This window comes from Mesorhizobium sp. M1428, assembly GCF_040317515.1.
Lineage (GTDB): Bacteria > Pseudomonadota > Alphaproteobacteria > Rhizobiales > Rhizobiaceae > Mesorhizobium.
Genome location: NZ_JAMYKT010000030.1, coordinates 39,315 through 62,222, shown reverse-complemented (window position 1 = coordinate 62,222; position 22,908 = coordinate 39,315). Strand labels below are relative to the sequence as shown.

Genomic DNA, 22,908 nt, shown 5'->3' with positions numbered 1-22,908 from the left:
TCTTGTCACACTCTTGCCAATTGACGCCAGGCGTCGCGGCTGCGTCGCAATTTTGAGCGGCAGCGGCGTTCTGCCAAGCAAACACAGTGCAAACCGCTAGAACCAAGCCGGATGTGCCGTAAGCTCTGGTTCGCCTCAAAGTCATTGTTGCTGGACCCCTGCTACTCGCCGACACTCACCCTTACCACATCTGCTGACACTCGAGCCACGGTGACCACATGGCTGTGCTCGCGGCGCAGTGGGTCAAGCCTGGTGTGAAGCTCCGCGTCAAACACCTTCGCGGCGAATTCTAGGCGGCCAGCTTACATTAGCCAGAGTGAACAGAACGTGGTTACGGGCCAGGCCTTCACACCTTCGCCTTGCACCAGCCCGCCCACCTAGCATGCCCCGCCATCGCGAACGGCCCAGCACGGGCAAAAGACAAGCTCCTTCCTGGCGCTGCGCCGCGTGCAGTCGGAACAAATGGGATCGACGCCGGTTAACAATCGAAGGGACCGCAAACGAAGCGGTATGATGATGATTGATATTTTTAGCTTCGAACTGGCCAATGCCAGGCTGCGCGTTAAACGGGCCGAGCGCTCGCTGAAGCGTGCGAATGAACTGTTGTTGAACGATGGCTGTGTCGCCGTCAATCTCGCGTTGTGCGACCGCATACGGTCTGAGCAAAAACGCGTCATTGAGGCCCGGGAACGCATGACGAAGATCGATCGGAATTGACCCATGATGCTCGCGACCCTCCACCTTGAAACTGCGAGATACGGCGACGAATATCGCGTCGCAAGGCTCGCGCTGCTGAGGCAGCAAATGATACGGCACATCAAGCGCACAGACGCCTCGGCGCAGAAAGTCGAACAATCGCTGGCAAGATTGGCCGAAGCAAACACGCTCGGGGACCGGCTCGCGCAACAGTAGGTCCGCGCGCTACCGTCGTTTGACGATGACCCCGTCATGCTGCGTCGCCAACAACAAGGCTGCATCAACGTCGCACCTGCGCTCGCTGGGCGTCGCGCCCCAAAAGCACAAGGCAGTCGTTTCGGCGAAGATCCAAGAAGTGTCGATGTTTTCACCTTCCTAGGGACGCAGGCACAACGCCAGAATGAAGGCCGCGACAAGCAGCATGGCAGGCAGAGGGGCGCGCGAAGGCTACTGCGCGGCTTTCATCTCGCCGCACCCTTGCCTCAGATCAGCCTACAACCAATCGGCCCGCGCTTCACCAGAAGCACGGGCATTGATAGCTCGGCACCATCGCTGCCTCGTCTAGCGCGGGACCGCTTGTACTCCCGAGACCGAGCGCTCTGTTTCGGTGGAGAAAACCACGAAGGCAAAGATCAGCACGGCGGCAGCGACAATCATTGAGCCGGTGGCGACGATCGGCTCGAGTGCCGGATTTCCCTGCAGCATCAGGTAAAGCGCCGGCAGCATCACGACCAGGCCGAGATTATAGACGCCATAGTGGATCATCGCGCTCCTGCGGGCAGCCTTCGCCGGGTTCAGCGCATAATAGCCGCCGAATATTGCACTGGTGACCCAACCCAGCAGGTTGATGTGCGCGTGAGCCGGAAACGCGCCGTGATCGCCTGAAATTGCCATCTGCAGGCCAGCGGCAATTCCCAGAATAAGAAAGACGATGGCTGTCTTGAAAAAGAGTTCCGAAACCTTAGGCATGTCATTCTCCCAAACCCGTTTTGCCGCCGCATCATGCTTTGTTTCCGGCGACCTTGCCAAGGGGACCGTCGGGCCTGCCGAACCATTTGTTGGCAGCCTGACGGCCCGTTGGCGGCCGGCCACCGGGTCTGGCCGGTTTGCGAGGCCAGCCGGCAAAAAATATGCGCTCACGCTAATTTGATTGCAATATCACCCGCCAGGCTTCCATGTCGTTCTCACAAGGGAAGTGTCCTGCACGATGGTGGTGCCATACGCGCCAAAGGTCTGCCCTTCAGTGTTGCAGCAAGGCCTCGCCAAACCTCTCCCACAGCTGTGCGCAATCTGTTGCTCTGAGGCTGGGGGTTCCGAGTGGGCCATATCTGATGACGGCGGCGTGAACATCATAGCCAACGATAGGTGCATTGGCGACAAAGTGGATAGCCTCGCCCAATCGGCGAGAGCCAATTGGCGCATCGGTTTTGTTGGTGATGTCGAAGACACCACAAATATCCACTTCCTGATTTCTGGCTGCCAACGCAGCTTCCATTACCTGTTCGTGCATCATCGAAATCTCTCCTAACGGTCTAAGTCTAAGAACCGCGGCTTGTGCTGGCCCGGCAACTGACAACCGGCAAATCGAAGTGCCTTTTGCAGCATCTCGATTGGCTCTTGCTGCGAGCCACTCCGCCCGCTCCCGCGGCAGGCCTATAAGGCAACTGCCAGCGAAATCCGCAGGCACGTCCACGGTCGCATCAAACACGGCCCACGTGCCAGTCGGCTCCTGAACGGGCAAAAACCTCATAACAGCGCCTGCTAATATACTATCCCGACTGTGAGGACGGGACTTTTTTCCTGCATCAACTAAACGAATGAGAGCTGGTGTCGAAGTGCCGGGCGACGCTCGTCGAAAACAAGTCGTCGGCGACATCGCCAGGATCGAAGGTGCGCCTGAGCTGCGATCCGGCCGCATTCGGGGCTCGCCGACAGGGACAAGCACAAGATGCCGGAGACAAGCGCGGCCAAATGTTCAACCAGAATCGCGATTTCGTTGCGGATAGATGGTCTCGCCGCGCTTCAGCATCTCCACGAACGCCGCGATCTTCTTCTTGCGTCCCGCTTCGGTCTTCATGTTGTGGGTGCGGAAGGCGAGCGCGAAGCGGTTTTGCCCGCTGAGCTTTGCCAGCATCTCTTTCGCCCTGGGCTCGGCGTCTATTGCCGCCTGCAGATCGTCGGGGATCTTCATCTCCTTACCGCTCTTGTAAGCGCGCGCCCAGCGGCCATCGGCCTTGGCTGCCTCGACTTGCTTCAGCCCGTGCTCGGTCATCCGGCCCCCCTCAATCAGCCGGGCGACATTGTCGACATTGATCTGGCTCCAGGTGCTCTTCTTGCCGCGCGGGGTGTAGCGCTGCAGGTAGCTTTTGCCGTCCAACGCCTTTCGCACCGCATCGATCCAGCCCCAGCACAACGCCACATCGATGGCTTGCTTCGGCGTGATCGACGGCAGCCCCGAATCGAGCTTATGGATCTTGATCCAGACTTCGTCCTCGCTGTCGTGATGCTCGCCAAGCCAGGCATGGAAGCTTTCGGCATCCCTGAACTCGCGCACCTTGGTGGGGTCGACCTTGACGGGCGCCATCAGCCGGTCCGCCCGTGACACAGGTGCGTAACGACGCCCAACCCCTTGCCAGCCGCGCGCGCGCCCATATCAGTTCCAAGTCCGCAATCCGCAGGCCTGATGGTTCCCGCCGGCACGCATTCAGCCCGCACGATTGGGCGTGCCGAGGACATGGGATTTCGGCGGCAGCATGACGTCGTCGAATGTCTGCGTGAACATCGCCGCCGCAAAGAAAGCGACGGCGCGCAGGGTTTCGGTGCCGGTGTTGACGAGGTCGTGCCGGACCGGCGTCGGAAGTACCAGGACGCTGCCGGGCCCGACCGGGTGGGTGGTGCCGCCCTCCATATGTAGCTCGCCGGTGCCGGCGATGATGTATTGCGTCTCCTCTGTGGCGTCGCTGTGCCAGCCGAGCCGCTTGCCGGGCTCGATCTCGTAGACAATGACCGAGGACTGGGTGGTGCCGTGCCCGCCGTAAACCGCGAAAGCGCCGGCCCATTTGACCGACGGGTCGTCCTCAGCCCAAACCGTCGAACGTTCGAGCCTGTCGGATGCGACGACTGCTGTCATGGCTTCGTTCCTCTCAGCGAATTGCGAACACGAATCTAGATGATTTTTCTAGTCTGCGTCAGCAAAACTGGCTGCCAACCGTTTCCTCGCCCATTGCGCGTGACGATTTGTTGGGCCGCGATCCAACCTATTCTACTCTCGGGCCGGCTCACTGAGCCGATTCCCCAATGCAACCAAGCCTTTACCTTTTAGTCAGTTTGGAGTTGCCCCCTGCGTTGCGTTCGTGGTCCGGTACAACCAGGGCGCTCAATGCGACATTCGGCAACGGTCGCCTTACCGACCGTCAAAGCAACATACCGTCAAGCCAACACAGGAGATAGCAATGGGCATTTTCGACAGTATCAAAGGTGCGATTTTCGGAAACGCGGTTGCGGCCGAAGCGCCGCCGGCGCAACCGTCTCCCGCGCCTGCTTCGAGCACGGCCACCCAGCCGACGGCGCCTACCCGATCCGCTCCGGCTGCAACCCCGGCCCTGGCCGCGCCGGCCGCGCCGTCCTCTGCCCCGGACATCGCTGCCATTCTCGACAAGGCGGTGGCCGCAAAGGGACAAAAGCTCAACTGGAAGAATTCGATCGTCGATCTGATGAAGGCTCTGAATATCGACAGCAGCCTCGGCGCCCGCAAGGAGCTTGCCCACGAGCTGAACTACACCGGCGACATGAACGACACCGTAACGATGAATCTGTGGCTGCACGACGCACTGATGAAAAAGCTGGCCGAGAATGGCGGCAAGCTTCCGAGCGACCTGGCCGCCTAGAGTCATAAAATTGAGACCGATCCCGGCCGCCGGGATCGGTCTTTGGCGACGTGGCATGGCACAAAAGCGCTGCCGCCTCGCGCCTGGATTGCCTCGCGCAAAACCGACGATTTCGGTCGCTGGCCCCACGCTGGTAGGACCACCATTTCGCTGGTGAAACGCGACGTTCGGCGTATCATTCTCCCGGGAGAGGGTTCATGGTGGGAGGAAGCCAATGAACGTGGTGCAGCGGGTGACGGTCGCCGACTTGACGGCCCAAGAGCTTGTTTCATCTGCGCTTTCACGGTTCGGCGCCGGCGACACCATATCGACGAGGGCGATGCTGGACATCGTTCGCAGGACGGCCCCTGCCTGCCGCGACAGTGACGACGATCTGGTCGAGCTTATCGTCATGACGGCCGTTGGTAGGACCATGGGCGTCGTGTTCGACCATCGCTCCCATTAGCAATCCAGAACGAATACCAGGCTGCGCCCAGTGGCGGGCGGTTGGCAGCGCTGGGCGAGGGCGACACGCTCGAAGGAACTCGCTGAAATCTTGCCCGTTATGCTCTCGTTGAGATGAGGAGAGCTGCCATGGCCGACGACAAAACCAAGACCGACAGTCGCGACCGCTCACGAGTGGCGGGCGGCGAAGACTACGAGGTACGTCACTTCGCCGAGGAAGCGGGCATCACCCCGGAGCAGGCACGCACGCTGATCAAGCGCCACGGCACCGACCGCAAGGTGTTGAACGAAATCGCCGAGAGCATAAGAGCGTCGTAATGGCTGACAAGAAAACCGCAATGGCCGACCGCAAGACGCGCGATCCGGACGAAAAGGAGGCTCTGCGCCTGGCCGAAACCACCGACGTTTCGCCGAAGCAGGCGAAGGATCTGATGCGCAAGCACGGCAGGGACAGCCCGAAGGTCGAGAAGGAAGCCAAGAACTTCAAGGCCGAGGGCTGAGCCGCCGAACCGGTTGGACGGGCGGCACAGGGTTGTAACCGCAATCTGCAGCTTATCGGTTTTCTAACAAATTCGGCCTATCCCTTCCGCTATCGCGGCTCAGGGATGCCATATGCGCGGGATGTCTGGTGAGGCGAGGCCGTCGATAGACGACATACGGCATGTGAGGCTGGTGTTTTGCCTGCTGGCGGCGGTCGTGATGGCGGCGGCGCTCCTCGCCTTTGCCACCTCCCTCCTGCAGGATCCCGATAGCTGGTGGCACATCAAGGTCGGCATGGATATGCTGGCAAGCCGCACATTCCCCACCGTCGACATCTATTCCTACACTTTTGCCGGCCAGCCATGGATCGCTAAGGAATGGCTTAGCCAGGTTCTCCTTGCAATTGCCTTTGAAGCCGGCGGCTGGAATGGCGTGGTGCTGCTGGCGACTGCAGTAATCGCGCTGACGGCCTTCTTGACGTCGTGGTGTCTCAGCGCGTGGTTGAAGCCGACGCTGGCGATAGGCCTGACGCTGGTGCTCGCGCTGTTGATCGGGCCGATCTACGTCGCCCGGCCGCACATCTTTACCTTGCCCATCATCGTCGTCTGGACCGCCGGTCTTTTCCAGGCCGCACGCAACGAGAAAGCACCGCCTTTATGGCTGCTGGCGCTGCTTTGCCTGTGGGCCAATCTCCACGCCACCTTCACCTTCGGTTTCGTCATCGCCGCCTTCGCCGGCCTCGATCTGCTCATGCGCACGCGCTTGTCGAACCCCCGGCTGCTTGCCAAGTGGATCGCTTTCGGGCTGCTTTGCCCGCTGGTCAGCCTGCTCAATCCCTATGGCGTCAAGGCCATACTCGCAACATTCACCGTGGCCTATGGCAATGAGGCGGTGCCTTACATTGCGGAGTGGCAGCCGTTCGACGCCTCACGGCACACCCTCCAGGAGGTGGCCCTGCTCGTGGCGTTTTTCGGGCTGCTCGTGTCGAGATTGCGCATTGGCTGGGCCAAGGCGCTGTTCCTTGTCTTCACGTTGCACGTGTATCTCACCCACATACGGTTCATGTATCTGTTCTTTCTTCTCGTGCCGGTGGTCCTTGCCGTCGAGGTCGCGCAACAATATCCAGCGCTTTCAGCCGAGAAATGGGCGGCGGAAAAGCGCGACGGACTCGAACAATTTTTCGCACGGCAATTTTCCAGGATTTGCGCTGGAATTGCCGTTTTACTGGTTTTGGCGGCTGCCGCCTTCACGACCTATCCGGTCGCGCCGAGCCAGAAGACCTCGGCGAGGGATGCACTGGCCTTCGCCCAAACCCATAATCTGTCGGGCAATCTGCTGAACTCCTACGATTTCGGGGGCACGCTGATTTTCCACGGCATCAGGACGTTTATCGACGGCCGCGCGGATCAGCTCTTCCTGGATGGCTTTACGGAAACGGATGAACAGACTGGGCACAGCCGGGGCAAGCCGATCCTGAAAACCCAACTCGACAAATATACGATAGACTGGGCATTGTTGACCGCCGACGACAGCCGCATTCCGTTCTTCGACGAACTGGGCTGGAAGCGGGCCTATGCGGACGATTACGCGGTGATCTACACCCGCGCGGACTGATCCCGGCAGCTTGGCGCGCCGGTGCGCACCTCCCTCCTGAAGCTGTGGCCAGCGCCGAGACGCCGAAATCCTTATGGGATTTTAATTTCTTTGCTCGGCGTCCCGTCTCGAACCTTTATGGCACTTTGATCCATATTCGCCGGAGCGATGTATCCGGCCGTCAATATGATGCGGCGCGCGGGCTTGGACAGTTTTGTCCAAGTTTACGGAGCAAACAAAATATAAGGAAATGCACGGTGGATATAGTTGTTGTCGCGACTGGAATTGCGTTCTTTGCTCTATGCTTCGGCTACATCAAAGCCTGCGACAAGCTATAAGTTTATGGGATCGTAACATGCTCTTCGACTATATCCTCGGCGGCGCCGTAACCTTATTTCTTCTCGCTTACCTGACATACGCCCTCGTTCGCCCGGAACGCTTCTGATCTCCGCTGGCAAGGAGCCAACCCCATGACAATCAACGGATGGCTGCAGATCCTCGTCTATTGCGGGATCGTCGTTTTGCTGGCCAAGCCGCTCGGCGGCTACATGCATCGCGTTTTCGGCGGCGAGCACACATTCCTGTCGTCAATTCTGGCCCCGCTCGAGCGCGGGCTCTACCGCATATCAGGGACCAGCGAGCGCGAGGAGCAGCACTGGACCTCCTATGCGGCGGCCCTGCTGTTCTTTAACCTGGCCGGCTTCCTGGTGCTCTATTTGCTGCAACGGCTGCAAGGCGGCCTGCCCTACAATCCGGCCGGCATGACCGCCGTCGAACCTGGGCTGGCGTTCAACACCGCCGCCAGCTTCATGACCAACACCAACTGGCAGAACTACGGCGGCGAAAGCACGATGTCCTATCTCGTGCAGATGGCCGGCTTGACCGTGCAGAATTTTCTGTCGGCGGCGACCGGGATCGCCATTGCGGTCGCACTGATCCGCGGCTTTGCCAGGGCCTCAGGCAAATCCATCGGCAATTTCTGGGTCGATATGACCCGCTGCACGCTCTATCTGCTTTTGCCGTTCTGCATCGTCCTGACGCTGATCTGTGTCTATCTCGGCATGCCGCAGACGCTCGCTGCCTACGTCAACGCGACCACGCTCGAAGGGGCGCAGCAGACCATCGCGGTCGGGCCGGTCGCTTCCCAGGTTGCCATCAAAATGCTCGGCACCAATGGCGGCGGTTTCTTCAGCGCCAATGCCGCGCACCCGTTCGAAAATCCCGATGCGATCTCCAACCTGATCCAGATGGTGACGATCTTTGCCCTCGGCGCGGCGCTGACCAATGTCTTCGGCCGCATGGTCGGCAACCAGCGCCAGGGCTGGGCAATTCTGTCGGCTATGGGCGTGCTGTTCATCGCCGGCGTTGCCGTCTGCTACTGGGCCGAGGCCGCCGGCAATCCGCTGGTCCATGCCCTCGGCATCGACGGCGGCAACATGGAGGGCAAGGAGAGCCGTTTCGGCATCGCTTTGTCGGCACTGTTTGCCGTCATCACCACCGCCGCGTCCTGCGGCGCGGTCAACGCCATGCATGACAGCTTTACCGCACTTGGCGGCATGATCCCGATCATCAACATGCAGCTCGGCGAGGTCATTGTCGGCGGCGTCGGCGCCGGCTTCTACGGTATCCTTATGTTCATCGTCATTGCCGTTTTTGTCGCCGGGCTGATGGTCGGGCGCACGCCCGAATATCTCGGCAAGAAGATCGAGGCCAAGGAGGTCAAGATGGCAATGCTGGCCGTGCTCTGCCTGCCGCTGGCAATGCTGATCTTCACCGCTATCGCGGTGGTGCTGCCGACCGGCGTTGCTTCCAGCGCCAACGCCGGCCCGCACGGCTTCTCCGAGGTTCTCTATGCCTACACCTCGGCCGCGGCGAACAATGGCTCCGCCTTTGGCGGCCTCAGTGGCAACACGCCCTGGTACAACATAACGCTCGGCATCGGCATGCTGATGGGCCGCTTCCTGGTCATTATTCCGGCGTTGGCGATTGCTGGCTCGCTGGTTGCGAAGAAGACCGTCCCTGCCTCCGCCGGCACCTTCCCGACCGACGGTCCGCTGTTCGTCGGGCTGCTGGTCGGTGTCATCCTGATCGTCGGTGGCCTGACCTTCTTCCCGGCCCTGGCGGTCGGACCGATCGTCGAGCACCTGGCGATGATTCACGGTCAGACATTCTGAAACGGCGATGCCCTGGTTCAACCTCATACGTCGGCACGACCGTCACCAACCCGATGACGGAAGGCCGGATGACGGGAGGGACGAGACGCCTCGTCCTTTTCCGACGGTCTCCACCTTCCTCGGCATGGCAGCCGTGCTGTTCGTGCTGTGGCTGCTGGCCTCCGCCCTTCCGCGCCTGTTCCCGAAGAGCGAGCACCCGGCGCCGTCCAACATTACCGACACTGGAGCCACCAAATGAGCCCGTCGAAATCCGTGAGCATCATGGACACGCGCATTCTGTGGCCCGCTATCGGCGGTTCCTTCAGAAAACTGAACCCGCGCACTTTGATGCGAAACCCGGTGATGTTCGTCGTCGCCGTCGTCTCGGCACTTACCACCGTGCTGTTCGTCAAGGACCTCGTCACCGGCGGCGGCGATCTTGGCTTCACGCTGCAGATCATCATCTGGCTGTGGTTCACAGTGCTTTTCGCCAATTTCGCCGAAGCGGTGGCCGAAGGCCGCGGCAAGGCGCAGGCTGACTCGCTGCGCCGGGCGCGAACCGAGACGCAGGCCAAGCTGTTGAACGGCGGCGACCGCCGCAAGTTCAAACTGGTGCCCGGCACCAGCCTGAAGGTCGGCGACATCGTGCTTGTCGAAGCCGGCGACATCATCCCCTCGGACGGCGAGGTGGTCGAAGGCGTGGCGTCGGTCAACGAGGCGGCGATCACCGGCGAATCCGCACCGGTCATCCGCGAATCCGGAGGCGATCGTTCGGCGGTGACTGGCGGCACGCAGGTCTTGTCGGACTGGATCCGCGTGCGCATCACTGCGGCTGCCGGCCATACGTTCCTCGACCGCATGATCTCGTTGGTCGAGGGCGCCGAGCGCCAGAAGACACCCAACGAGATCGCGCTCAACATCCTGCTCGTCGGCATGACGCTGATCTTCGTGCTAGCGACGGCGACGATCCCGAGCTTCGCCTCGTATTCGGGCGGCTATATCTCGGTGACCGTGCTGGTCGCCCTGTTCGTTACCCTGATCCCGAGCACAATTGGCGCCCTGCTGTCGGCGATCGGCATTGCCGGCATGGACCGCCTGGTGCGCTTCAACGTGCTAGCAATGTCGGGCCGCGCCGTCGAGGCGGCCGGCGATGTCGACACGCTGCTGCTCGACAAGACCGGAACCATCACCCTGGGCAACCGTCAGGCGACGGCATTTCGTCCGGTCAAGGGCGTCACCGAACAGGAACTGGCCGACGCGGCCCAGCTTGCCTCGCTTGCCGACGAAACGCCGGAAGGCCGCTCGATCGTCGTGCTGGCGAAGGAAAAATACGCCATCCGCGCCCGCGATATGGCAAGCCTGCACGCGACTTTCGTGCCCTTCACCGCGCAAAGCCGCATGAGCGGCGTCGATCTGGAAGGCTCCTCGGTCCGCAAGGGCGCAGTCGATGCGGTGCTTGCCCACGTCAACCTCTCGACCGTTGCCACAGGCAGTACGCGCCCCGGCAGCGACACCGTCCGCGACCTCCAGGCGATCGCCGACGAGATCGCCAAATCGGGTGGCACCCCACTGGCGGTCGAGCGCGACGGGCGCCTGCTCGGCGTCGTCCATCTGAAGGACATCATCAAGGGCGGCATCGCAGAACGTTTTGCCGAGTTGCGTCGCATGGGCATCCGCACGGTGATGATCACTGGCGATAATCCGATGACCGCGGCTGCGATTGCGGCGGAAGCCGGTGTCGACGACTTCCTTGCTCAGGCGACGCCCGAGGACAAGTTGAAGCTGATCCGCGACGAGCAGGCCAAAGGCAAGCTGGTCGCGATGTGCGGCGATGGCACCAACGATGCGCCGGCCCTTGCGCAGGCCGATGTCGGCGTTGCCATGAACACCGGCACGGTCGCGGCGCGCGAGGCCGGCAATATGGTCGATCTCGACAGCGATCCGACCAAGCTGATCGAGATCGTCGAAATCGGCAAGGCGCTGCTGATGACGCGCGGGTCGCTGACCACCTTCTCCATCGCCAACGACGTGGCCAAGTATTTTGCCATTATCCCGGCAATATTCGCCGTCTTCTACATCGCCCCGGGCCAGACTGCCGGGCCGCTGCAAGCGCTCAACGTCATGCATCTGGCAACGCCGCAGAGCGCCATTCTCTCGGCCATCATCTTCAACGCACTGATCATCATCGCGCTGATCCCGCTGTCGCTAAGGGGCGTCAAATACCGCCCGGTCGGCGCCGGTGCGCTGCTCAGCCGCAATCTCATTGTCTATGGCCTCGGCGGCGTCGTCGTCCCCTTCGTCGGCATCAAGGTGATCGACATGGCCATCACTGCTCTCGGTCTCGCATAAGGAACCACGTCGATGCTCAATCAAATCCGGCCCGCGATCGTCATGATCGTCTTCTTCACCGTTCTGACGGGTTTGGTCTATCCGATCGGCATGACCGGCATTGCCCAGGCGCTGTTTTCGCGCCAGGCCAATGGCAGCCTGATCGAGAAGGACGGCAAGCTCGTCGGTTCCGAGCTGATCGGCCAGGCTTTCGCGAGCGACCGCTATTTCCATGGCCGCCCGTCGGCTGCCGGCGACGGCTACAATGCCGCCGCCTCGGGCGGCTCGAATCTCGGCCCGACCAACCCGAAGCTCATCGACCGCATCAAGAGCGACGCCGAAAAGCTGAGAGCAGAAAACCCGAACCAGCCGGTGCCGATGGATCTGGTCACCACGTCCGGCAGCGGGCTTGATCCGCATATCAGCCCCGATGCGGCCTATTTTCAGATTGCCAGGGTGGCCAAGGCCAGGGGCGTCGATGAATCCAGGATCAAATCGCTTGTCGACGGCCATGTCGAGGATCGCGAATTGGGATTCATCGGCGAGCCGGTGGTCAATGTGCTGGCCCTCAACCTTGCGCTGGACGATGCGATGAAACAGTGAAGGACCGGCGCCGGGATCGACACCGAAGCCGGCACCGTTCATGATTGACCCTTATGCCAGACGACAGCCGCACCGCCGAAACCAGGCCCTCTCCCGACGCGCTGCTCGAGCATGCCGAGCGGGAGGAGCGCGGTCGCCTGAGGATATTTCTCGGCGCCGCCCCCGGCGTCGGCAAGACCTTCGAGATGCTGATGTCGGGCCGCGCCAGGCTGGCCGACGGGGTCGACGTGGTGATCGGCATCGTCGAGACGCACGGCCGCAAAGAGACGCAGACGCTGGTCGAAGGCTACGAGGTCATTCCTCGCCTTGAGATCGACTACAAGGGGCGGCTGCTCGAGGAGATGAACCTCGACGCCATCCTCGCCCGGCGCCCGGCGCTCGTCCTCGTCGACGAGCTTGCCCATACGAACGCGCCAGGTAGCCGTCACCCCAAGCGCTACCTCGACGTCCAGGAAATCCTGACGCACGGCATCGATGTCTACACGACGCTGAACATCCAGCACGTCGAGAGCCTGAACGATGTCGTGGCGCAGATCACCCGCGTCAGGGTGCGGGAAACTGTCCCCGACTCCATAATCGACCAGGCCGACGACATCGAGATCATCGACCTCACCCCCGACGACCTGATCAAGCGGCTTGAGGACGGCAAGGTCTACATCCCCAGCACCGCCCAGCGCGCCATCGAGAACTACTTCTCGCCGGGCAACCTGACGGCGCTTAGGGAACTGGCGTTGCGCCGCACCGCCCAGCGTGTCGACGAGCAGTTGCTCAACCATATGCAGGCCCACGCCATTCCGGGGCCGTGGGCGGCCAGCGAGCGTGTCCTGGTCTGGGTCGATGAGGATCCGCGCAGCGCGTCGCTTGTGCGCTATGCCCGCCGCCAGGCAGAGCGGCTGCGCGCCTCGTGGCTGGCGCTCTATGTCGAGACGCCACGCTCAACCGGCCTGTCCGAGCAGGATCGCGACAGGCTGGCATCGACGCTTAGACTTGCTGAACAATTGGGCGGCGTTGCCGTCACTATTCCCGGCCACGATATCGCTTCCGACATCCTGCGTTACGCGGCGGCCAACAACGTCACCCACATCATCACCGGCAAGCCGCGCAAGCCGCGCTGGCGGCAGTTGTTTGACGGCTCCGTCACTTATGACCTGATACGCGATGCCGGCAAGATCAGCATTCACGTCGTCTCCGGCGACGCCCAGGCGCAAGTCGCGCCGTCGCGGGGGCTGACCCCCGCTCAACCACCGCGCCTCGACATCAGGCCCTATCTGATTGTCGTCTTCTATGTTGTGGCAGGGCTGTTGTTCGGCGAATTGCTGTCGCGCGTGCTGGATGTGCGCAACATCGCTCTCGTCTTTCTCATGGCTGTGCTGGCGTCGGCGGTCACGGCCGGGCTTTGGCCGGCGATATTCGCTTCCGTTCTCAGCGCCGTGGTTTTCAATTTCTTCTTCCTCGATCCGCTCTACACGCTGAATATCAGCGACCCTGAAAGCGCCGTCGCACTCGGCTTCTTCTTTTGCGTGGCGATCATCGCCAGCAATTTGACGGCTCGGGTGCAGCGCCAGGTCGTGGCGGCACAATCCCGCGCCCGCACTACCGAGGATCTTTATTTGTTCTCCAAGAAACTGGCAGGAACGGGCACGCTCGACGACGTTCTCTGGGCGACTGCCTTCCAGATCGCCTCGATGCTGAAGCTGCGTGTGGTGCTGCTTCTGCCGGAGAACGGCACGATTGCGGTCAAGGCCGGCTATCCACCCGACGACACGCTGGCCGAGGCAGACATTGCCGCGGCGCGCTGGGCGTGGGAGCATAACCGCGCCGCCGGACGCGGCGCCGACACGCTGCCGGGCGCAAAACGCCTCTATCTGCCCTTACGGACCGGACGCACGGCGGTCGGCGTCGTCGGCCTCGACAACGACAAGCAAGGTCCGCTGCTGACACCCGAGCAGCAGCGTCTGCTCGATGCGCTCGCCGACCAGGCGGCGGTCGCCATCGAGCGCATCCAGCTCGTCGCCGATGTCGACCGGGCCAAGCTTGCGGCCGAGGCAGACCGTCTGCGCTCGGCCCTGCTCACCTCCATTTCACACGATCTGAAAACGCCGCTTGCCGCCGTCATGGGAGCGGCCGGAACGCTCAGGGACTTCGAGGCCGCACTTCCCGAGCAGGACCGGGCGGACCTGCTGTCGACCGTGCTCGATGAAGCGGAGAGGCTGAACCGCTTCATCGCCAATCTGCTCGACATGACCAAAATCGAATCCGGCACGATGGAGCCGAATTATGCGTTCCACTATGTCGGCGACATTGTCGGCTCAGCCCTGCGTCGGGCCCGCAAAATCGTCGGCGAGCACAAGACCGAGATCGATATTCCATCGGATCTGCCGATGTTGCGGGTCGACCCCGTTCTGTTCGAACAGGTGCTGTTCAACCTCCTCGACAATGCTGCAAAATACGCGCCGCCAGGTTCGACGATCCGCCTGCAGGGCTGGCTAGACAATGGCTTCGTCATCCTGCAGATCATGGATGAAGGACCAGGCATTCCGCCAGCCGATCTGGAGCGCGTTTTCGATACATTCTATCGGGTACGTAAGGGCGACCAGGTGCGTGCCGGCACAGGGCTCGGCTTATCGATCTGCCGCGGCTTCATCGAAGCGATGGGCGGCACCATCTCAGCGGCAAACAGGACCGACCGTACCGGTGCGGTTTTCACCATCAGGATGCCGCTGCCGGCAGAACTGCCTGATCTCGGTGAAACCACTGCAGACGATCAACACACGGACCACCTGGCATGACGAGCCTGGACGTCAGGATATTGGTGGTCGACGACGAACCGCCGATCCGAAAACTGCTTCGCGTCGGGCTCGGCAGCCAAGGCTATGCCATCAGCGAGGCGCCGAACGCCAGGGTGGCGATCGAACTCATGGAAGCGGAAAAACCGGACCTTGTGCTGCTCGATCTCGGCCTGCCCGGCATGAGCGGGCATGAGCTGCTGCGCAAATGGCGGGATGATGGCCTGGACATTCCCGTGGTTATTCTTTCCAGCCGCACTGATGAGGCCGGCATCGTCTCGGCCCTCGAACTCGGCGCCGATGACTATGTCACCAAGCCATTCGGTATGAACGAGCTTGTCGCACGCATCCGCGTCGCGCTTCGGCACAAGTTCCAGCAGCAGGGTGAGAGGCCGGTGTTCCAAACCGGCGACCTCTCGGTCGATCTGGTGAAGCGCATCGTCAAGGTCGAGGACAGGGAGATAAAGCTCTCGCCGAAGGAGTACGACATTCTTCGCACCTTGGTGCAGCACGCCGGCAAGGTTCTCACCCACCAGTTCCTGCTGAAGCAGGTCTGGGGCGACTCCACCGACGTTCAATATCTCAGGGTCTACGTCCGGCAGATCAGGCAAAAGATCGAAAAAATGCCCGACCAGCCCCGCTATATCACCACCGAGACCGGAGTCGGATACCGGCTGCGCGAAGTCGATTGACGCGACGAGCATCCGAAGCCGAAATGCCTCTTCCAATCCGCTTCAAATCAGCGGCGGCCATGGTGTCGCCGGACAAAAGCCCTATATTAAGGGAAGATTGGTTTTGTGCGGGAATGATCGAATGCCACGGCTTCGCCTATTGCAGTCTTTTGGGTCGGCAATGCTGACTGCGGCGATGCTGTCGGGCGTAAATCCGGCTGCATCGGCACAGGTCGTCAGTCCGGCCGACCGCAACGTGTTGATCCAGCAAGACCAGTTGCAGATGTTGGAGAACAGGCTGCGGCGGCAGCAATACCAGCAGCAGCAACAGCAGTACCGTGCCCAGGATCGCCAAATCCCAATACCGCAACGGCCGGAGGTGCCGCAGATGAGGCCAACTTGCCAGTTGCTGCCGTCGGGGAGCGGCTTTGTCAGCACCTGCCGCTGACGACCGGGCCCTTTCATTTATTTAGCCGACTTATATACTGGGGAAGCCGCTCCGCTTGCGCCCCTTGAAAGCGGCAGACTTTGCAACGCTGCCCTTGCCGTCTGGGCACCGCCTCGACTGGATTATCGAATGGCAGCCAGCAAGAAGAAGGTCGTACGCAAGACAAGGAAGGGCGACGGGGTTCATCAGGTCGCGGCGATTCCCTTTCGGCTGAACGAGCACGGCGATGTCGAGGTCATGCTGGTCACATCGCGAACGACGAGGCGCTTCATCGTACCGAAGGGCTGGCCGATGAAGGGCAAGAGCGGCCGCAAGGCAGCCACCATCGAAGCACAGGAAGAAGCCGGTGTTCTCGGCAAAACACTGAAACAGCCGGCCGGCACCTACCACTACTGGAAGCGGCTGACGAACCGCTTCGTTCGCGTCGACGTCGTCGTCTATTTGCTTGAGGTAACCGAGGAACTTGCCAATTGGCAGGAAGCCAAGAGACGGCAGCGGGCATGGCTGACGCCGACCGACGCGGCATTGCTGATCGACGAGCCGGATCTTTCGACGCTGGTGAGGAACATCGGGATTCCCGAGGTGGAGCATAATCCCGAAAAGCAGAATCCGGTTCTCGGAAAAGATCACGCCCAATAGAAGATGGAGCCCCGCCCCGGCTGTGTCGGGATGGAATTGGTTCCAGCGCCCGCCGCCGTCTCTTGGACCAATGCCTCACTGATTGCCATCGTCTTCCTCGGCCAGAGGCCGCGCCGGCGTGCCGGTATAGGCCCACAGCCATTCGCGCGGCAGCGGCCCCTTGTTGCGGTCGCTTTCTTGCGACTGTTCCCATGCATGGGCGAGGATGCCGACCGAGCGCGACAGCACGAAAAGGCCTCGCGTCAAAGGCGGCGGGAAGCCGAGCTCGCCGTAGATGACGGCCGTGGCACCATCGATATTGAGCGGGATTTTTTTGCGCTTGCGCCGCGCAACCTCGGCCTCGACCCTCTCGGCGATGTCGGCGAAGCGCCCGCTGACGACGCCGCGCGCGGCAAAGTCGCGGGTCAGCTCGATGAGGCGGGGCGCCCGCGGGTCGACCGGGTGGAAGCGATGGCCGAGCCCCGGCACATAACCGTCTTCCCCAGCAAGGAAATGATCAACCCGCAGTGACACGGCGTCCGTGAGGGGCACGCCGGCGTCCAGTTCGGCGGCGATGTCGCCGTAGAAGGAAAGCGCCTGTTCGCCGGCGCCGCCATGCACATCGCCAAGCACGTTGATGGCAGAGGCCATGGCGCTGTTGATGCCGACGCCGCAGGTTATCGCCATGCGGGCGATGGCGATCGACGGCGCCTGCGGCCCATGGTCGACGGCAGCACCCAGCGCGATGCCAAGCAGCGCCGCCTGCTCCTCGCTCGGCAGTTCGCCGCGCAGCATCAGCCAGATCATTGCCGGAAAGCTGACGCGGCCTATCAGATCCTGGATTTCATAGCCGCGCAGCCGGATGACGCCGGGGCGCATCTCTATGATGCCGGTCTGCCACCATTCCTCGCCGCGCGCACGGCCAGTCTTGTTCTCCGTGTCGCTCATGCCTTCTTTTCCGTGCCGCTCATGCCTTCGCTCTTTTCTTGGCGCGTGGCGGCAGGCCGGCAAAAACCTCGTCCATATGCTCGCCGAGCTTCGGCGGCGGCCTGCTCGGCAAGGGTGCCTCGCCATCAACCATGAAGCCGCCTCGCACCACGGTTAGCGGCCGGTCCATCCCGGACACAGCCTGGAAGCGCGCCGTCATGCCGCGCTCGATCACCTGTCGCTCCTGCAGTACCTGCGGGATCGTCAGCACCCGGCCTGCCGGCACGCCGGCGCGATTGAACGTCTCCTCCCAGGCGGCGGCAGAGCCGCTCGCCAGGGCGTCCTCGATCAGCGCCTTCAAGGCGATGCGGTTCTGCTTGCGCGTTTCGCGCTCGGCAAAGCGGACATCCGAGGCCAGCTCCGGCCGGCCGATCAATCGGCAGAGCGCGACGAACTGCTCCTGCTTGTTGGCGGCGATGTTGAGCAAGCCGTCGCCGGTGCGAAACGCGCCAGACGGTGCGGCCGTCATGTTTTCATTGCCCATCGGCTGCGGCTCGATATCCGCCGTCAGATAGTTCGACACCGGCCAGCCGAGCGCAGAAAGCGTGCATTCGAGCATCGAGACGTCGAGGAACGCGCCCTCGCCTGTCGTCTTCTGCCTGACCAGCGCGGCGGTAATGGCGAACGCCCCGACCAGCCCGCCAAGCGTATCGGCGACGGGATAGCCGACACGCAGCGGCGCCGTTTCCGGTGTACCGGTGATGCTCATAATGCCGGAAAGACCCTGGATGATCTGGTCGTAGGCTGGATTGTCGCGCATCGGCCCGGTCTGGCCGAAGCCCGATATCGCACAATAGACAAGGCTTGGCCGGACCTCTTTCAGCCTGGCATGGCCAAGCCCCAGCCGGTCCATTACGCCGGGCCGGAAATTCTCGACCAGCGCGTCGGCCGAAGCGACCAGATCGAGGAAGCGTTCGCGGTCGGCCTCCTGCTTGAGATCGAGCGCCACCGAGCGTTTGCCGGCATTCTGCGCCAGGAACGAAGCGCCCATGCCCGCCCGGTTGAGCTCCGGAGAGGCGCCGAGCTGGCGCGCCAGATCGCCGCCTTGCGGCGTCTCGACCTTGATGATGTCGGCCCCGAGCAACGCCAGCTGGTAGGCGCAATAGGGGCCGGCCAGCACATTGGTCAGGTCAAGGATGCGGATGCCGGAAAGCAGGTCTGTCATGACGTCACGAACAGCTCAGGCATCGCCCGGCACGTGCTCCGGTCCGCGCACGCGCCTGTGCTCGATGTAGGCCCAGATATGCGGTCCGACCAGCCCGATGAAGGCCAGCGTCAGCAGCGTCAGCGACAGCGGATGCTTGTAGAACACCGTCCAATCGCCGTTGGAGATGGTCATCGCGCGGCGGAACTGCGTTTCGGCAAGCGGCCCGAGAATCATGCCGATGATGACCGGCGCGGTCGGGAAATCGAAACGCCGCATCAGGAAACCGGCGGCACCGAGCAGATAGAGGATGACGAGGTCGATCGGCGATTGCGAGATGCCGTAGGTGCCGACCGTGGCAAACACCAGAATGCCGGCATAGAGCTGCGGCGCCGGGATCTTCAGCAATCGCACCCAAAGCCCGATCAGCGGCAGGTTCAGGACGACGAGGATGACATTGGCGATGAACAAGCTGGCGATCAGCCCCCACACCAGGTCGGCCTGCGTCGTCAAAAGCAGCGGCCCCGGATTGATGCCGTAGCTCTGAAATGCCGACAGCATGATCGCGGCCGTCGCCGAGGTCGGCAGCCCGAGCGTCAGCATCGGCACCAGCACGCCGGCGGCGGATGCATTATTGGCCGCTTCCGGCCCGGCAACGCCCTCGATGGCGCCGACCGTGCCGAACTCCTCCTTGTGTCTGGAGAGTTTCTTCTCGATCGCATAGGACAGGAAGGTCGGGATTTCGGCGCCGCCGGCCGGCATGGCGCCGATCGGGAAGCCGATCAGGGCGCCGCGCAGCCATGGCCTCCACGAACGCGACCATTCGGCCGCGGTCATGTAGAGCGACCCTTTCAACGGCACGATGTCGTCCTTGCCGGCATAGCGGCGCGAGGCCATGTAAAGCGTCTCGCCAACGGCGAACAGGCCAACCGCGACGACGATGACGTCGACGCCGTCCAACAATTCGCTCATGCCGAAGGTGAAGCGCGGCTGCCCCGTCTGCAGATCGACGCCTATCATGCCGACGACGAAGCCGACGAACAGGCTGGTCAGGCCGCGCACCGACGACGAGCCGAGCACCGCCGAAACCGTGATGAAGGCCAGCACCATCAGCGAGAAATATTCGGCCGGGCCAAAGGCCAGCGCGAATTTGACGACGATCGGCGCCAGAAAGGCAACGCCGATCGTGCCTAGCGTGCCGGCGACGAAGGAGCCGATCGCCGAGGTCGCCAGAGCCGCGCCGCCGCGGCCGGAGCGGGCCATCCTGTTGCCCTCGAGCGCGGTGACGATGGTGGCGCTTTCGCCAGGCGTGTTGAGCAGGATCGATGTCGTCGAGCCGCCATACATGGCGCCGTAGTAGATGCCGGCAAACAGGATGAAGGATGCCTCCGGCGCCACCTGATAGGTGATCGGCAACAGCAGCGCGATGGTCAGTGCCGGTCCGAGGCCGGGCAACACGCCGATCGCAGTCCCCAGCGTGGTGCCGACCAGGCACCATATGAGGTTGATCGGTGAGAAGGCGACGGAAAATCCGTGCGCGAGATGGCCGAGCGTTTCCATGGCGTCAGCCCCTCAGCATGGCGACGACCGAATCGACGATCGCGTTCAGCTGGTTTTCGATGAAGCCGGCGCCAATATTGACGCCGAGCGCCCTGGCAAAGCCGAAATAGGCGGCCAGCGCCAGGATCAGCCCCAGCAGCACATCACGCAGCGGACGCCGGCTGCCGAAACCGTGGCAGATGAGAACGAACATGATGACAGATGCGGCGGTAAAGCCGAGCGGCTGGATCAGCGCCAGATTGGCGATCAGTCCGAGGGCGACGATGCCCATCGCCTTCCAGTCGGTCGGCGTCTCCTTTTCGTCCTCCGGCTGCCATCCGCCCCGCAAGGCGGCAATGATGAGCAGCAGCGACAGGATCGCCATCCCGGTCATGGTGATGTAGGGAAATACGGTCGGACCGACCTTGGAATAGAGCGGCGACACCGGGATTGCCAGCGTCTGCCAGGCAACCGCACCCGCACAGGCGAGGAGCCCAACGCCGATCAGCAGTTCGGGCACTGCAAGGCGCGGCGGCGCCTGCTGGTCGCTGGTGCTCATGATCGTCCTCCCAATGTCGGTCCCTTGGGGCCGGTTCTCCTTGGACCGGTCTCACTCGGCCGATCTCGTAGTTTCACCTCCGGCGCCGCGTATGTCCATGCGGCTGGCGAAAGTCGGCAAGGGTTGGCGCAGGCCGCCCCTTGCCGAGAGCATCACGCCAGGCCGAGGTCCTTGAGGATTGTCCCGATGCGGGCCGTGTCTTCGGCGACGAATTTCGCATAATCGTCACCGGTAAGCAGGATCTGCGTCCAGTTGCGGTTCTTGCATTCGGTGGCCCAGGCGTCGCTCTTGGCCATGGTCTCGATCAGCTTGATCATTGCTGCCTTGTCAGCGTCTGAGACGCCGGGCGGTGCGAAGACGCCGCGCCAATTGAACAACTCGACATCGATGCCGGCTTCCTTCATCGTCGGCGCATCGATCCCGTCCTGGCGTTTGTCGGCGGAGATGGCCAGCAGCCGCAGCGCACCCGCCTTGATCTGTTCGGCGAACTCGCCATAGCCGGAGATGCCGGCCGCGACCTGGTTGCCGAGCAGCGCCGAAAGCGCCTCGCCGCCGCCGGCAAACGGCACATAGGAGAGATTGGTAGCCGGAACACCGACGGTCTTGGCGATGAGGCCGAACAAGATGTGGTCCGAGCCGCCGGCCGAACCGCCAGCGACCGGAACCTGCGTCGGGTCAGCTTTGAGGGCAGCGACAAAGTCCGCGGCCGTCTTGAACGGCGAGGCGGCCGGCACCACAAGCGCCTCGAACTCGCCGGTGAGGCGGGCGATCGGCGTGACTTCGGTAAGGTTGTTGGCCGCCTTGTTGGCGATGATGGCGCCAACCATGACCATGCCGGCCACCATCAGCGCATTGCCCTTGCCTTTCCACTGGTTGACGAACTGCGGCAGGCCGACAGTGCCGCCTGCACCGCCGACATTGGTGATCTGCGAGCCGGAGATCAGTTTTTCGCTGCGCAGCACCTGGTCCATGGCGCGCGCCGTCTGGTCCCAGCCGCCGCCCGGCGCCGCCGGCACGAAAATCTGCAGCTGCGGCGCGTCCTGCGCGAAGGCGGGGACAAAATGCGATGCTGCGAGTCCGGCAGCACCTGCTGCCGCGGTGCTCATCAAGAATCGGCGTCTGTTCAGCATGGGATTCCTCCAAATCGCGACACCTCCTCCGGTGCCTGCCAGAAACGTGGCCTGACTTCAGACCCGCTCGACAAAATTCATGCAGAGTTTGCGTCCTCCTGTCAAAGACAGAAGGCGCTGCATGCGGCACAATCGGCCTGCGCGATTTCAGGCTGGCGAACTCGATGCCCGACGACGACGTGGCAGGCAGTGCCAAACAGCATCCGTCAGGGTTGCCGCTCCAGCAGGATGGTCGGCTTGCCTTGGTAGACGGTTCGCAGCACTTCGCCATAACCACATTTTGCCGCGACGTTCAGCGATCCGGTGTTTTCCGGATCGATGATGCAGACGGTCTTCGCGGCGCCGAACGTCTCGTCGCCCCAGGCAAGCACCCGTGCGACGACTTCGCTGGCCAACCCCTGGCCATGCGCGCCCGAAACCAGAGCCCAGCCGGTCTCCGGAATGCCCTCGATCGACGGCGTCATGTCGCGTTTCAGATCGTGAAAGCCGGCCTCGCCGATGAAGCGGCCGGTCGCCTTTTCCTCGATCGCCCAGAAGCCGTAGCCCAGAAGCGACCACAGGCCGGCGTGGCGTAGAAAGCGCATCCAGCTTTCCTCCCGCGTGCGCGGCTTGCCGCCGATAAAGCGGGTGACAACGGGATCGGCCCACATGGCGACATAGGCGTCGAAATCGTCAAGCCGGTGCGGCCGCAGGACCGTGCGCGAGGTTTCAATCACTGGAGCGACAATTGTCTGCGGACTGGCCATGGTCATGTCTCGGTTGTGTTGCCGGTGCCTAATGCAGGTCTTCCAAAAGTGGGGACAGCGACACGCACGAGACGGGAAATCCAAATCCGTTGCGAA

Annotated in this window: 26 protein-coding genes; 16 read left to right on the top strand and 10 right to left on the bottom strand. The window is 62.4% G+C overall.

All coding sequences use genetic code 11. The features are described from left to right. Positions 1 to 510 precede the first annotated feature (510 nt). Both NKG60_RS27985 and NKG60_RS27980 read left to right on the top strand, forming a co-directional pair. Positions 511 to 717: a hypothetical protein gene (locus NKG60_RS27985; protein WP_352665601.1), complete on the top strand. Its 207-nt coding sequence runs from the start codon at positions 511 to 513 to the stop codon at positions 715 to 717. Positions 718 to 720: 3 nt separating this feature from the next. Continuing rightward, on the top strand, positions 721 to 912 hold the full coding sequence (locus NKG60_RS27980; protein ID WP_254816854.1) for a hypothetical protein: 192 nt from the start codon (positions 721 to 723) through the stop codon (positions 910 to 912). A 345-nt stretch (positions 913 to 1,257) separates the two neighbouring features. On the opposite strand, the gene NKG60_RS27975 is transcribed toward NKG60_RS27980, so the two are convergent. The 4 genes from NKG60_RS27975 to NKG60_RS27960 all read right to left on the bottom strand — a co-directional run bounded on the left by NKG60_RS27975 (position 1,258) and on the right by NKG60_RS27960 (position 3,826). Continuing rightward, positions 1,258 to 1,665 carry a hypothetical protein gene (locus NKG60_RS27975; RefSeq protein WP_352665602.1) on the bottom strand — a complete coding sequence of 136 codons (408 nt, stop codon included), beginning with the start codon at positions 1,663 to 1,665 and terminating at the stop codon, positions 1,258 to 1,260. 271 nt (positions 1,666 to 1,936) lie between these two features. Then, positions 1,937 to 2,209: a hypothetical protein gene (locus NKG60_RS27970; protein ID WP_352665603.1), complete on the bottom strand. Its 273-nt coding sequence runs from the start codon at positions 2,207 to 2,209 to the stop codon at positions 1,937 to 1,939. 462 nt (positions 2,210 to 2,671) lie between these two features. Then, a complete protein-coding gene (locus NKG60_RS27965; protein ID WP_352665604.1) occupies positions 2,672 to 3,280 on the bottom strand; it encodes a YdeI/OmpD-associated family protein in 609 nt (202 codons plus the stop codon). Between the two features lie 120 nt (positions 3,281 to 3,400). Then, entirely contained in the window at positions 3,401 to 3,826 is a 426-nt protein-coding gene (locus tag NKG60_RS27960) for a cupin domain-containing protein (RefSeq protein ID WP_352665605.1), read from the bottom strand. Between the two features lie 322 nt (positions 3,827 to 4,148). On the opposite strand from NKG60_RS27960, the gene NKG60_RS27955 reads away from it, so the two are divergent. From NKG60_RS27955 to NKG60_RS27890, 14 genes are all read left to right on the top strand, one after another. Then, positions 4,149 to 4,583 carry a DUF3597 domain-containing protein gene (locus NKG60_RS27955; RefSeq protein WP_352665607.1) on the top strand — a complete coding sequence of 145 codons (435 nt, stop codon included), beginning with the start codon at positions 4,149 to 4,151 and terminating at the stop codon, positions 4,581 to 4,583. Between the two features lie 214 nt (positions 4,584 to 4,797). Further along, positions 4,798 to 5,028, top strand: coding sequence for a hypothetical protein (locus NKG60_RS27950; RefSeq protein ID WP_352665608.1), 231 nt, complete (start codon positions 4,798 to 4,800; stop codon positions 5,026 to 5,028). 128 nt (positions 5,029 to 5,156) lie between these two features. Continuing rightward, complete coding sequence (locus NKG60_RS27945; RefSeq protein WP_352502669.1) at positions 5,157 to 5,345, top strand: DUF3606 domain-containing protein; 189 nt, start codon at positions 5,157 to 5,159, stop codon at positions 5,343 to 5,345. Then, positions 5,345 to 5,527, top strand: coding sequence for a hypothetical protein (locus NKG60_RS27940; protein WP_352665609.1), 183 nt, complete (start codon positions 5,345 to 5,347; stop codon positions 5,525 to 5,527). The genes NKG60_RS27945 and NKG60_RS27940 overlap by 1 nt, the downstream gene beginning before the upstream one ends. 112 nt (positions 5,528 to 5,639) lie before the next feature. Continuing rightward, positions 5,640 to 7,121 carry a hypothetical protein gene (locus NKG60_RS27935; protein ID WP_352665610.1) on the top strand — a complete coding sequence of 494 codons (1,482 nt, stop codon included), beginning with the start codon at positions 5,640 to 5,642 and terminating at the stop codon, positions 7,119 to 7,121. Between the two features lie 229 nt (positions 7,122 to 7,350). After that, positions 7,351 to 7,545 (top strand): K(+)-transporting ATPase subunit F, encoded by a 195-nt coding sequence (gene kdpF / locus NKG60_RS27930; RefSeq protein WP_352976115.1) that lies wholly within the window; start codon positions 7,351 to 7,353, stop codon positions 7,543 to 7,545. 25 nt (positions 7,546 to 7,570) lie between these two features. Further along, a complete protein-coding gene (gene kdpA, locus NKG60_RS27925; RefSeq protein WP_352665611.1) occupies positions 7,571 to 9,274 on the top strand; it encodes a potassium-transporting ATPase subunit KdpA in 1,704 nt (567 codons plus the stop codon). 7 nt (positions 9,275 to 9,281) lie between these two features. Further along, positions 9,282 to 9,512 (top strand): hypothetical protein, encoded by a 231-nt coding sequence (locus tag NKG60_RS27920; RefSeq protein ID WP_352665612.1) that lies wholly within the window; start codon positions 9,282 to 9,284, stop codon positions 9,510 to 9,512. Beyond that, complete coding sequence (kdpB, locus tag NKG60_RS27915) at positions 9,509 to 11,602, top strand: potassium-transporting ATPase subunit KdpB (protein WP_352665614.1); 2,094 nt, start codon at positions 9,509 to 9,511, stop codon at positions 11,600 to 11,602. The genes NKG60_RS27920 and kdpB overlap by 4 nt, the downstream gene beginning before the upstream one ends. A gap of 12 nt (positions 11,603 to 11,614) precedes the next feature. Beyond that, positions 11,615 to 12,184 (top strand): potassium-transporting ATPase subunit KdpC, encoded by a 570-nt coding sequence (gene kdpC, locus NKG60_RS27910; protein ID WP_352665616.1) that lies wholly within the window; start codon positions 11,615 to 11,617, stop codon positions 12,182 to 12,184. Positions 12,185 to 12,237: 53 nt separating this feature from the next. Next, positions 12,238 to 14,973, top strand: coding sequence for a DUF4118 domain-containing protein (locus NKG60_RS27905; RefSeq protein ID WP_352976110.1), 2,736 nt, complete (start codon positions 12,238 to 12,240; stop codon positions 14,971 to 14,973). Beyond that, positions 14,970 to 15,662: a response regulator transcription factor gene (locus NKG60_RS27900; protein WP_352665618.1), complete on the top strand. Its 693-nt coding sequence runs from the start codon at positions 14,970 to 14,972 to the stop codon at positions 15,660 to 15,662. Before NKG60_RS27905 ends, NKG60_RS27900 begins: the two co-directional genes overlap by 4 nt. Before the next feature lie 160 nt (positions 15,663 to 15,822). Further along, a complete protein-coding gene (locus tag NKG60_RS27895; protein WP_352665619.1) occupies positions 15,823 to 16,089 on the top strand; it encodes a hypothetical protein in 267 nt (88 codons plus the stop codon). Positions 16,090 to 16,218: 129 nt separating this feature from the next. Beyond that, entirely contained in the window at positions 16,219 to 16,728 is a 510-nt protein-coding gene (locus NKG60_RS27890) for an NUDIX hydrolase (protein WP_352864270.1), read from the top strand. Between the two features lie 75 nt (positions 16,729 to 16,803). Here the strand turns inward: NKG60_RS27890 and NKG60_RS27885 are convergent, their stop codons facing one another. The 6 genes from NKG60_RS27885 to NKG60_RS27860 form a co-directional block, all read right to left on the bottom strand. Next, positions 16,804 to 17,655, bottom strand: a complete 852-nt coding sequence (locus NKG60_RS27885; RefSeq protein ID WP_352665621.1) for a citryl-CoA lyase — start codon at positions 17,653 to 17,655, stop codon at positions 16,804 to 16,806. Positions 17,656 to 17,674: 19 nt separating this feature from the next. Next, positions 17,675 to 18,859 (bottom strand): CaiB/BaiF CoA transferase family protein, encoded by a 1,185-nt coding sequence (locus NKG60_RS27880; protein ID WP_352665622.1) that lies wholly within the window; start codon positions 18,857 to 18,859, stop codon positions 17,675 to 17,677. Positions 18,860 to 18,874: 15 nt separating this feature from the next. Continuing rightward, positions 18,875 to 20,398: a tripartite tricarboxylate transporter permease gene (locus NKG60_RS27875; RefSeq protein ID WP_352665623.1), complete on the bottom strand. Its 1,524-nt coding sequence runs from the start codon at positions 20,396 to 20,398 to the stop codon at positions 18,875 to 18,877. 4 nt (positions 20,399 to 20,402) lie between these two features. Then, a complete protein-coding gene (locus NKG60_RS27870) occupies positions 20,403 to 20,936 on the bottom strand; it encodes a tripartite tricarboxylate transporter TctB family protein (protein ID WP_352976107.1) in 534 nt (177 codons plus the stop codon). Between the two features lie 152 nt (positions 20,937 to 21,088). After that, positions 21,089 to 22,066: a Bug family tripartite tricarboxylate transporter substrate binding protein gene (locus NKG60_RS27865; RefSeq protein ID WP_352868634.1), complete on the bottom strand. Its 978-nt coding sequence runs from the start codon at positions 22,064 to 22,066 to the stop codon at positions 21,089 to 21,091. A gap of 206 nt (positions 22,067 to 22,272) precedes the next feature. Further along, the gene (locus tag NKG60_RS27860) at positions 22,273 to 22,812 is read right to left on the bottom strand and encodes a GNAT family N-acetyltransferase (protein WP_352976105.1); all 540 of its coding nucleotides are present in this window, start codon (positions 22,810 to 22,812) and stop codon (positions 22,273 to 22,275) included. Positions 22,813 to 22,908: the final 96 nt, after the last annotated feature.

Excerpts from the sequence above, each read along its gene's own strand:
- NKG60_RS27985 (WP_352665601.1), top strand. The coding sequence starts at position 511 with ATGATGATGATTGATATTTTTAGCTTCGAACTGGCCAATGCCAGGCTG.
- NKG60_RS27980 (WP_254816854.1), top strand. The coding sequence starts at position 721 with ATGATGCTCGCGACCCTCCACCTTGAAACTGCGAGATACGGCGACGAA.
- NKG60_RS27975 (WP_352665602.1), bottom strand. The coding sequence starts at position 1,665 with ATGCCTAAGGTTTCGGAACTCTTTTTCAAGACAGCCATCGTCTTTCTT.
- NKG60_RS27970 (WP_352665603.1), bottom strand. The coding sequence starts at position 2,209 with ATGATGCACGAACAGGTAATGGAAGCTGCGTTGGCAGCCAGAAATCAG.
- NKG60_RS27965 (WP_352665604.1), bottom strand. The coding sequence starts at position 3,280 with ATGGCGCCCGTCAAGGTCGACCCCACCAAGGTGCGCGAGTTCAGGGAT.
- NKG60_RS27960 (WP_352665605.1), bottom strand. The coding sequence starts at position 3,826 with ATGACAGCAGTCGTCGCATCCGACAGGCTCGAACGTTCGACGGTTTGG.
- NKG60_RS27955 (WP_352665607.1), top strand. The coding sequence starts at position 4,149 with ATGGGCATTTTCGACAGTATCAAAGGTGCGATTTTCGGAAACGCGGTT.
- NKG60_RS27950 (WP_352665608.1), top strand. The coding sequence starts at position 4,798 with ATGAACGTGGTGCAGCGGGTGACGGTCGCCGACTTGACGGCCCAAGAG.
- NKG60_RS27945 (WP_352502669.1), top strand. The coding sequence starts at position 5,157 with ATGGCCGACGACAAAACCAAGACCGACAGTCGCGACCGCTCACGAGTG.
- NKG60_RS27940 (WP_352665609.1), top strand. The coding sequence starts at position 5,345 with ATGGCTGACAAGAAAACCGCAATGGCCGACCGCAAGACGCGCGATCCG.
- NKG60_RS27935 (WP_352665610.1), top strand. The coding sequence starts at position 5,640 with ATGCGCGGGATGTCTGGTGAGGCGAGGCCGTCGATAGACGACATACGG.
- kdpF (WP_352976115.1), top strand. The coding sequence starts at position 7,351 with ATGCACGGTGGATATAGTTGTTGTCGCGACTGGAATTGCGTTCTTTGC.
- kdpA (WP_352665611.1), top strand. The coding sequence starts at position 7,571 with ATGACAATCAACGGATGGCTGCAGATCCTCGTCTATTGCGGGATCGTC.
- NKG60_RS27920 (WP_352665612.1), top strand. The coding sequence starts at position 9,282 with ATGCCCTGGTTCAACCTCATACGTCGGCACGACCGTCACCAACCCGAT.
- kdpB (WP_352665614.1), top strand. The coding sequence starts at position 9,509 with ATGAGCCCGTCGAAATCCGTGAGCATCATGGACACGCGCATTCTGTGG.
- kdpC (WP_352665616.1), top strand. The coding sequence starts at position 11,615 with ATGCTCAATCAAATCCGGCCCGCGATCGTCATGATCGTCTTCTTCACC.
- NKG60_RS27905 (WP_352976110.1), top strand. The coding sequence starts at position 12,238 with ATGCCAGACGACAGCCGCACCGCCGAAACCAGGCCCTCTCCCGACGCG.
- NKG60_RS27900 (WP_352665618.1), top strand. The coding sequence starts at position 14,970 with ATGACGAGCCTGGACGTCAGGATATTGGTGGTCGACGACGAACCGCCG.
- NKG60_RS27895 (WP_352665619.1), top strand. The coding sequence starts at position 15,823 with ATGCTGACTGCGGCGATGCTGTCGGGCGTAAATCCGGCTGCATCGGCA.
- NKG60_RS27890 (WP_352864270.1), top strand. The coding sequence starts at position 16,219 with ATGGCAGCCAGCAAGAAGAAGGTCGTACGCAAGACAAGGAAGGGCGAC.
- NKG60_RS27885 (WP_352665621.1), bottom strand. The coding sequence starts at position 17,655 with ATGAGCGACACGGAGAACAAGACTGGCCGTGCGCGCGGCGAGGAATGG.
- NKG60_RS27880 (WP_352665622.1), bottom strand. The coding sequence starts at position 18,859 with ATGACAGACCTGCTTTCCGGCATCCGCATCCTTGACCTGACCAATGTG.
- NKG60_RS27875 (WP_352665623.1), bottom strand. The coding sequence starts at position 20,398 with ATGGAAACGCTCGGCCATCTCGCGCACGGATTTTCCGTCGCCTTCTCA.
- NKG60_RS27870 (WP_352976107.1), bottom strand. The coding sequence starts at position 20,936 with ATGAGCACCAGCGACCAGCAGGCGCCGCCGCGCCTTGCAGTGCCCGAA.
- NKG60_RS27865 (WP_352868634.1), bottom strand. The coding sequence starts at position 22,066 with ATGCTGAACAGACGCCGATTCTTGATGAGCACCGCGGCAGCAGGTGCT.
- NKG60_RS27860 (WP_352976105.1), bottom strand. The coding sequence starts at position 22,812 with ATGGCCAGTCCGCAGACAATTGTCGCTCCAGTGATTGAAACCTCGCGC.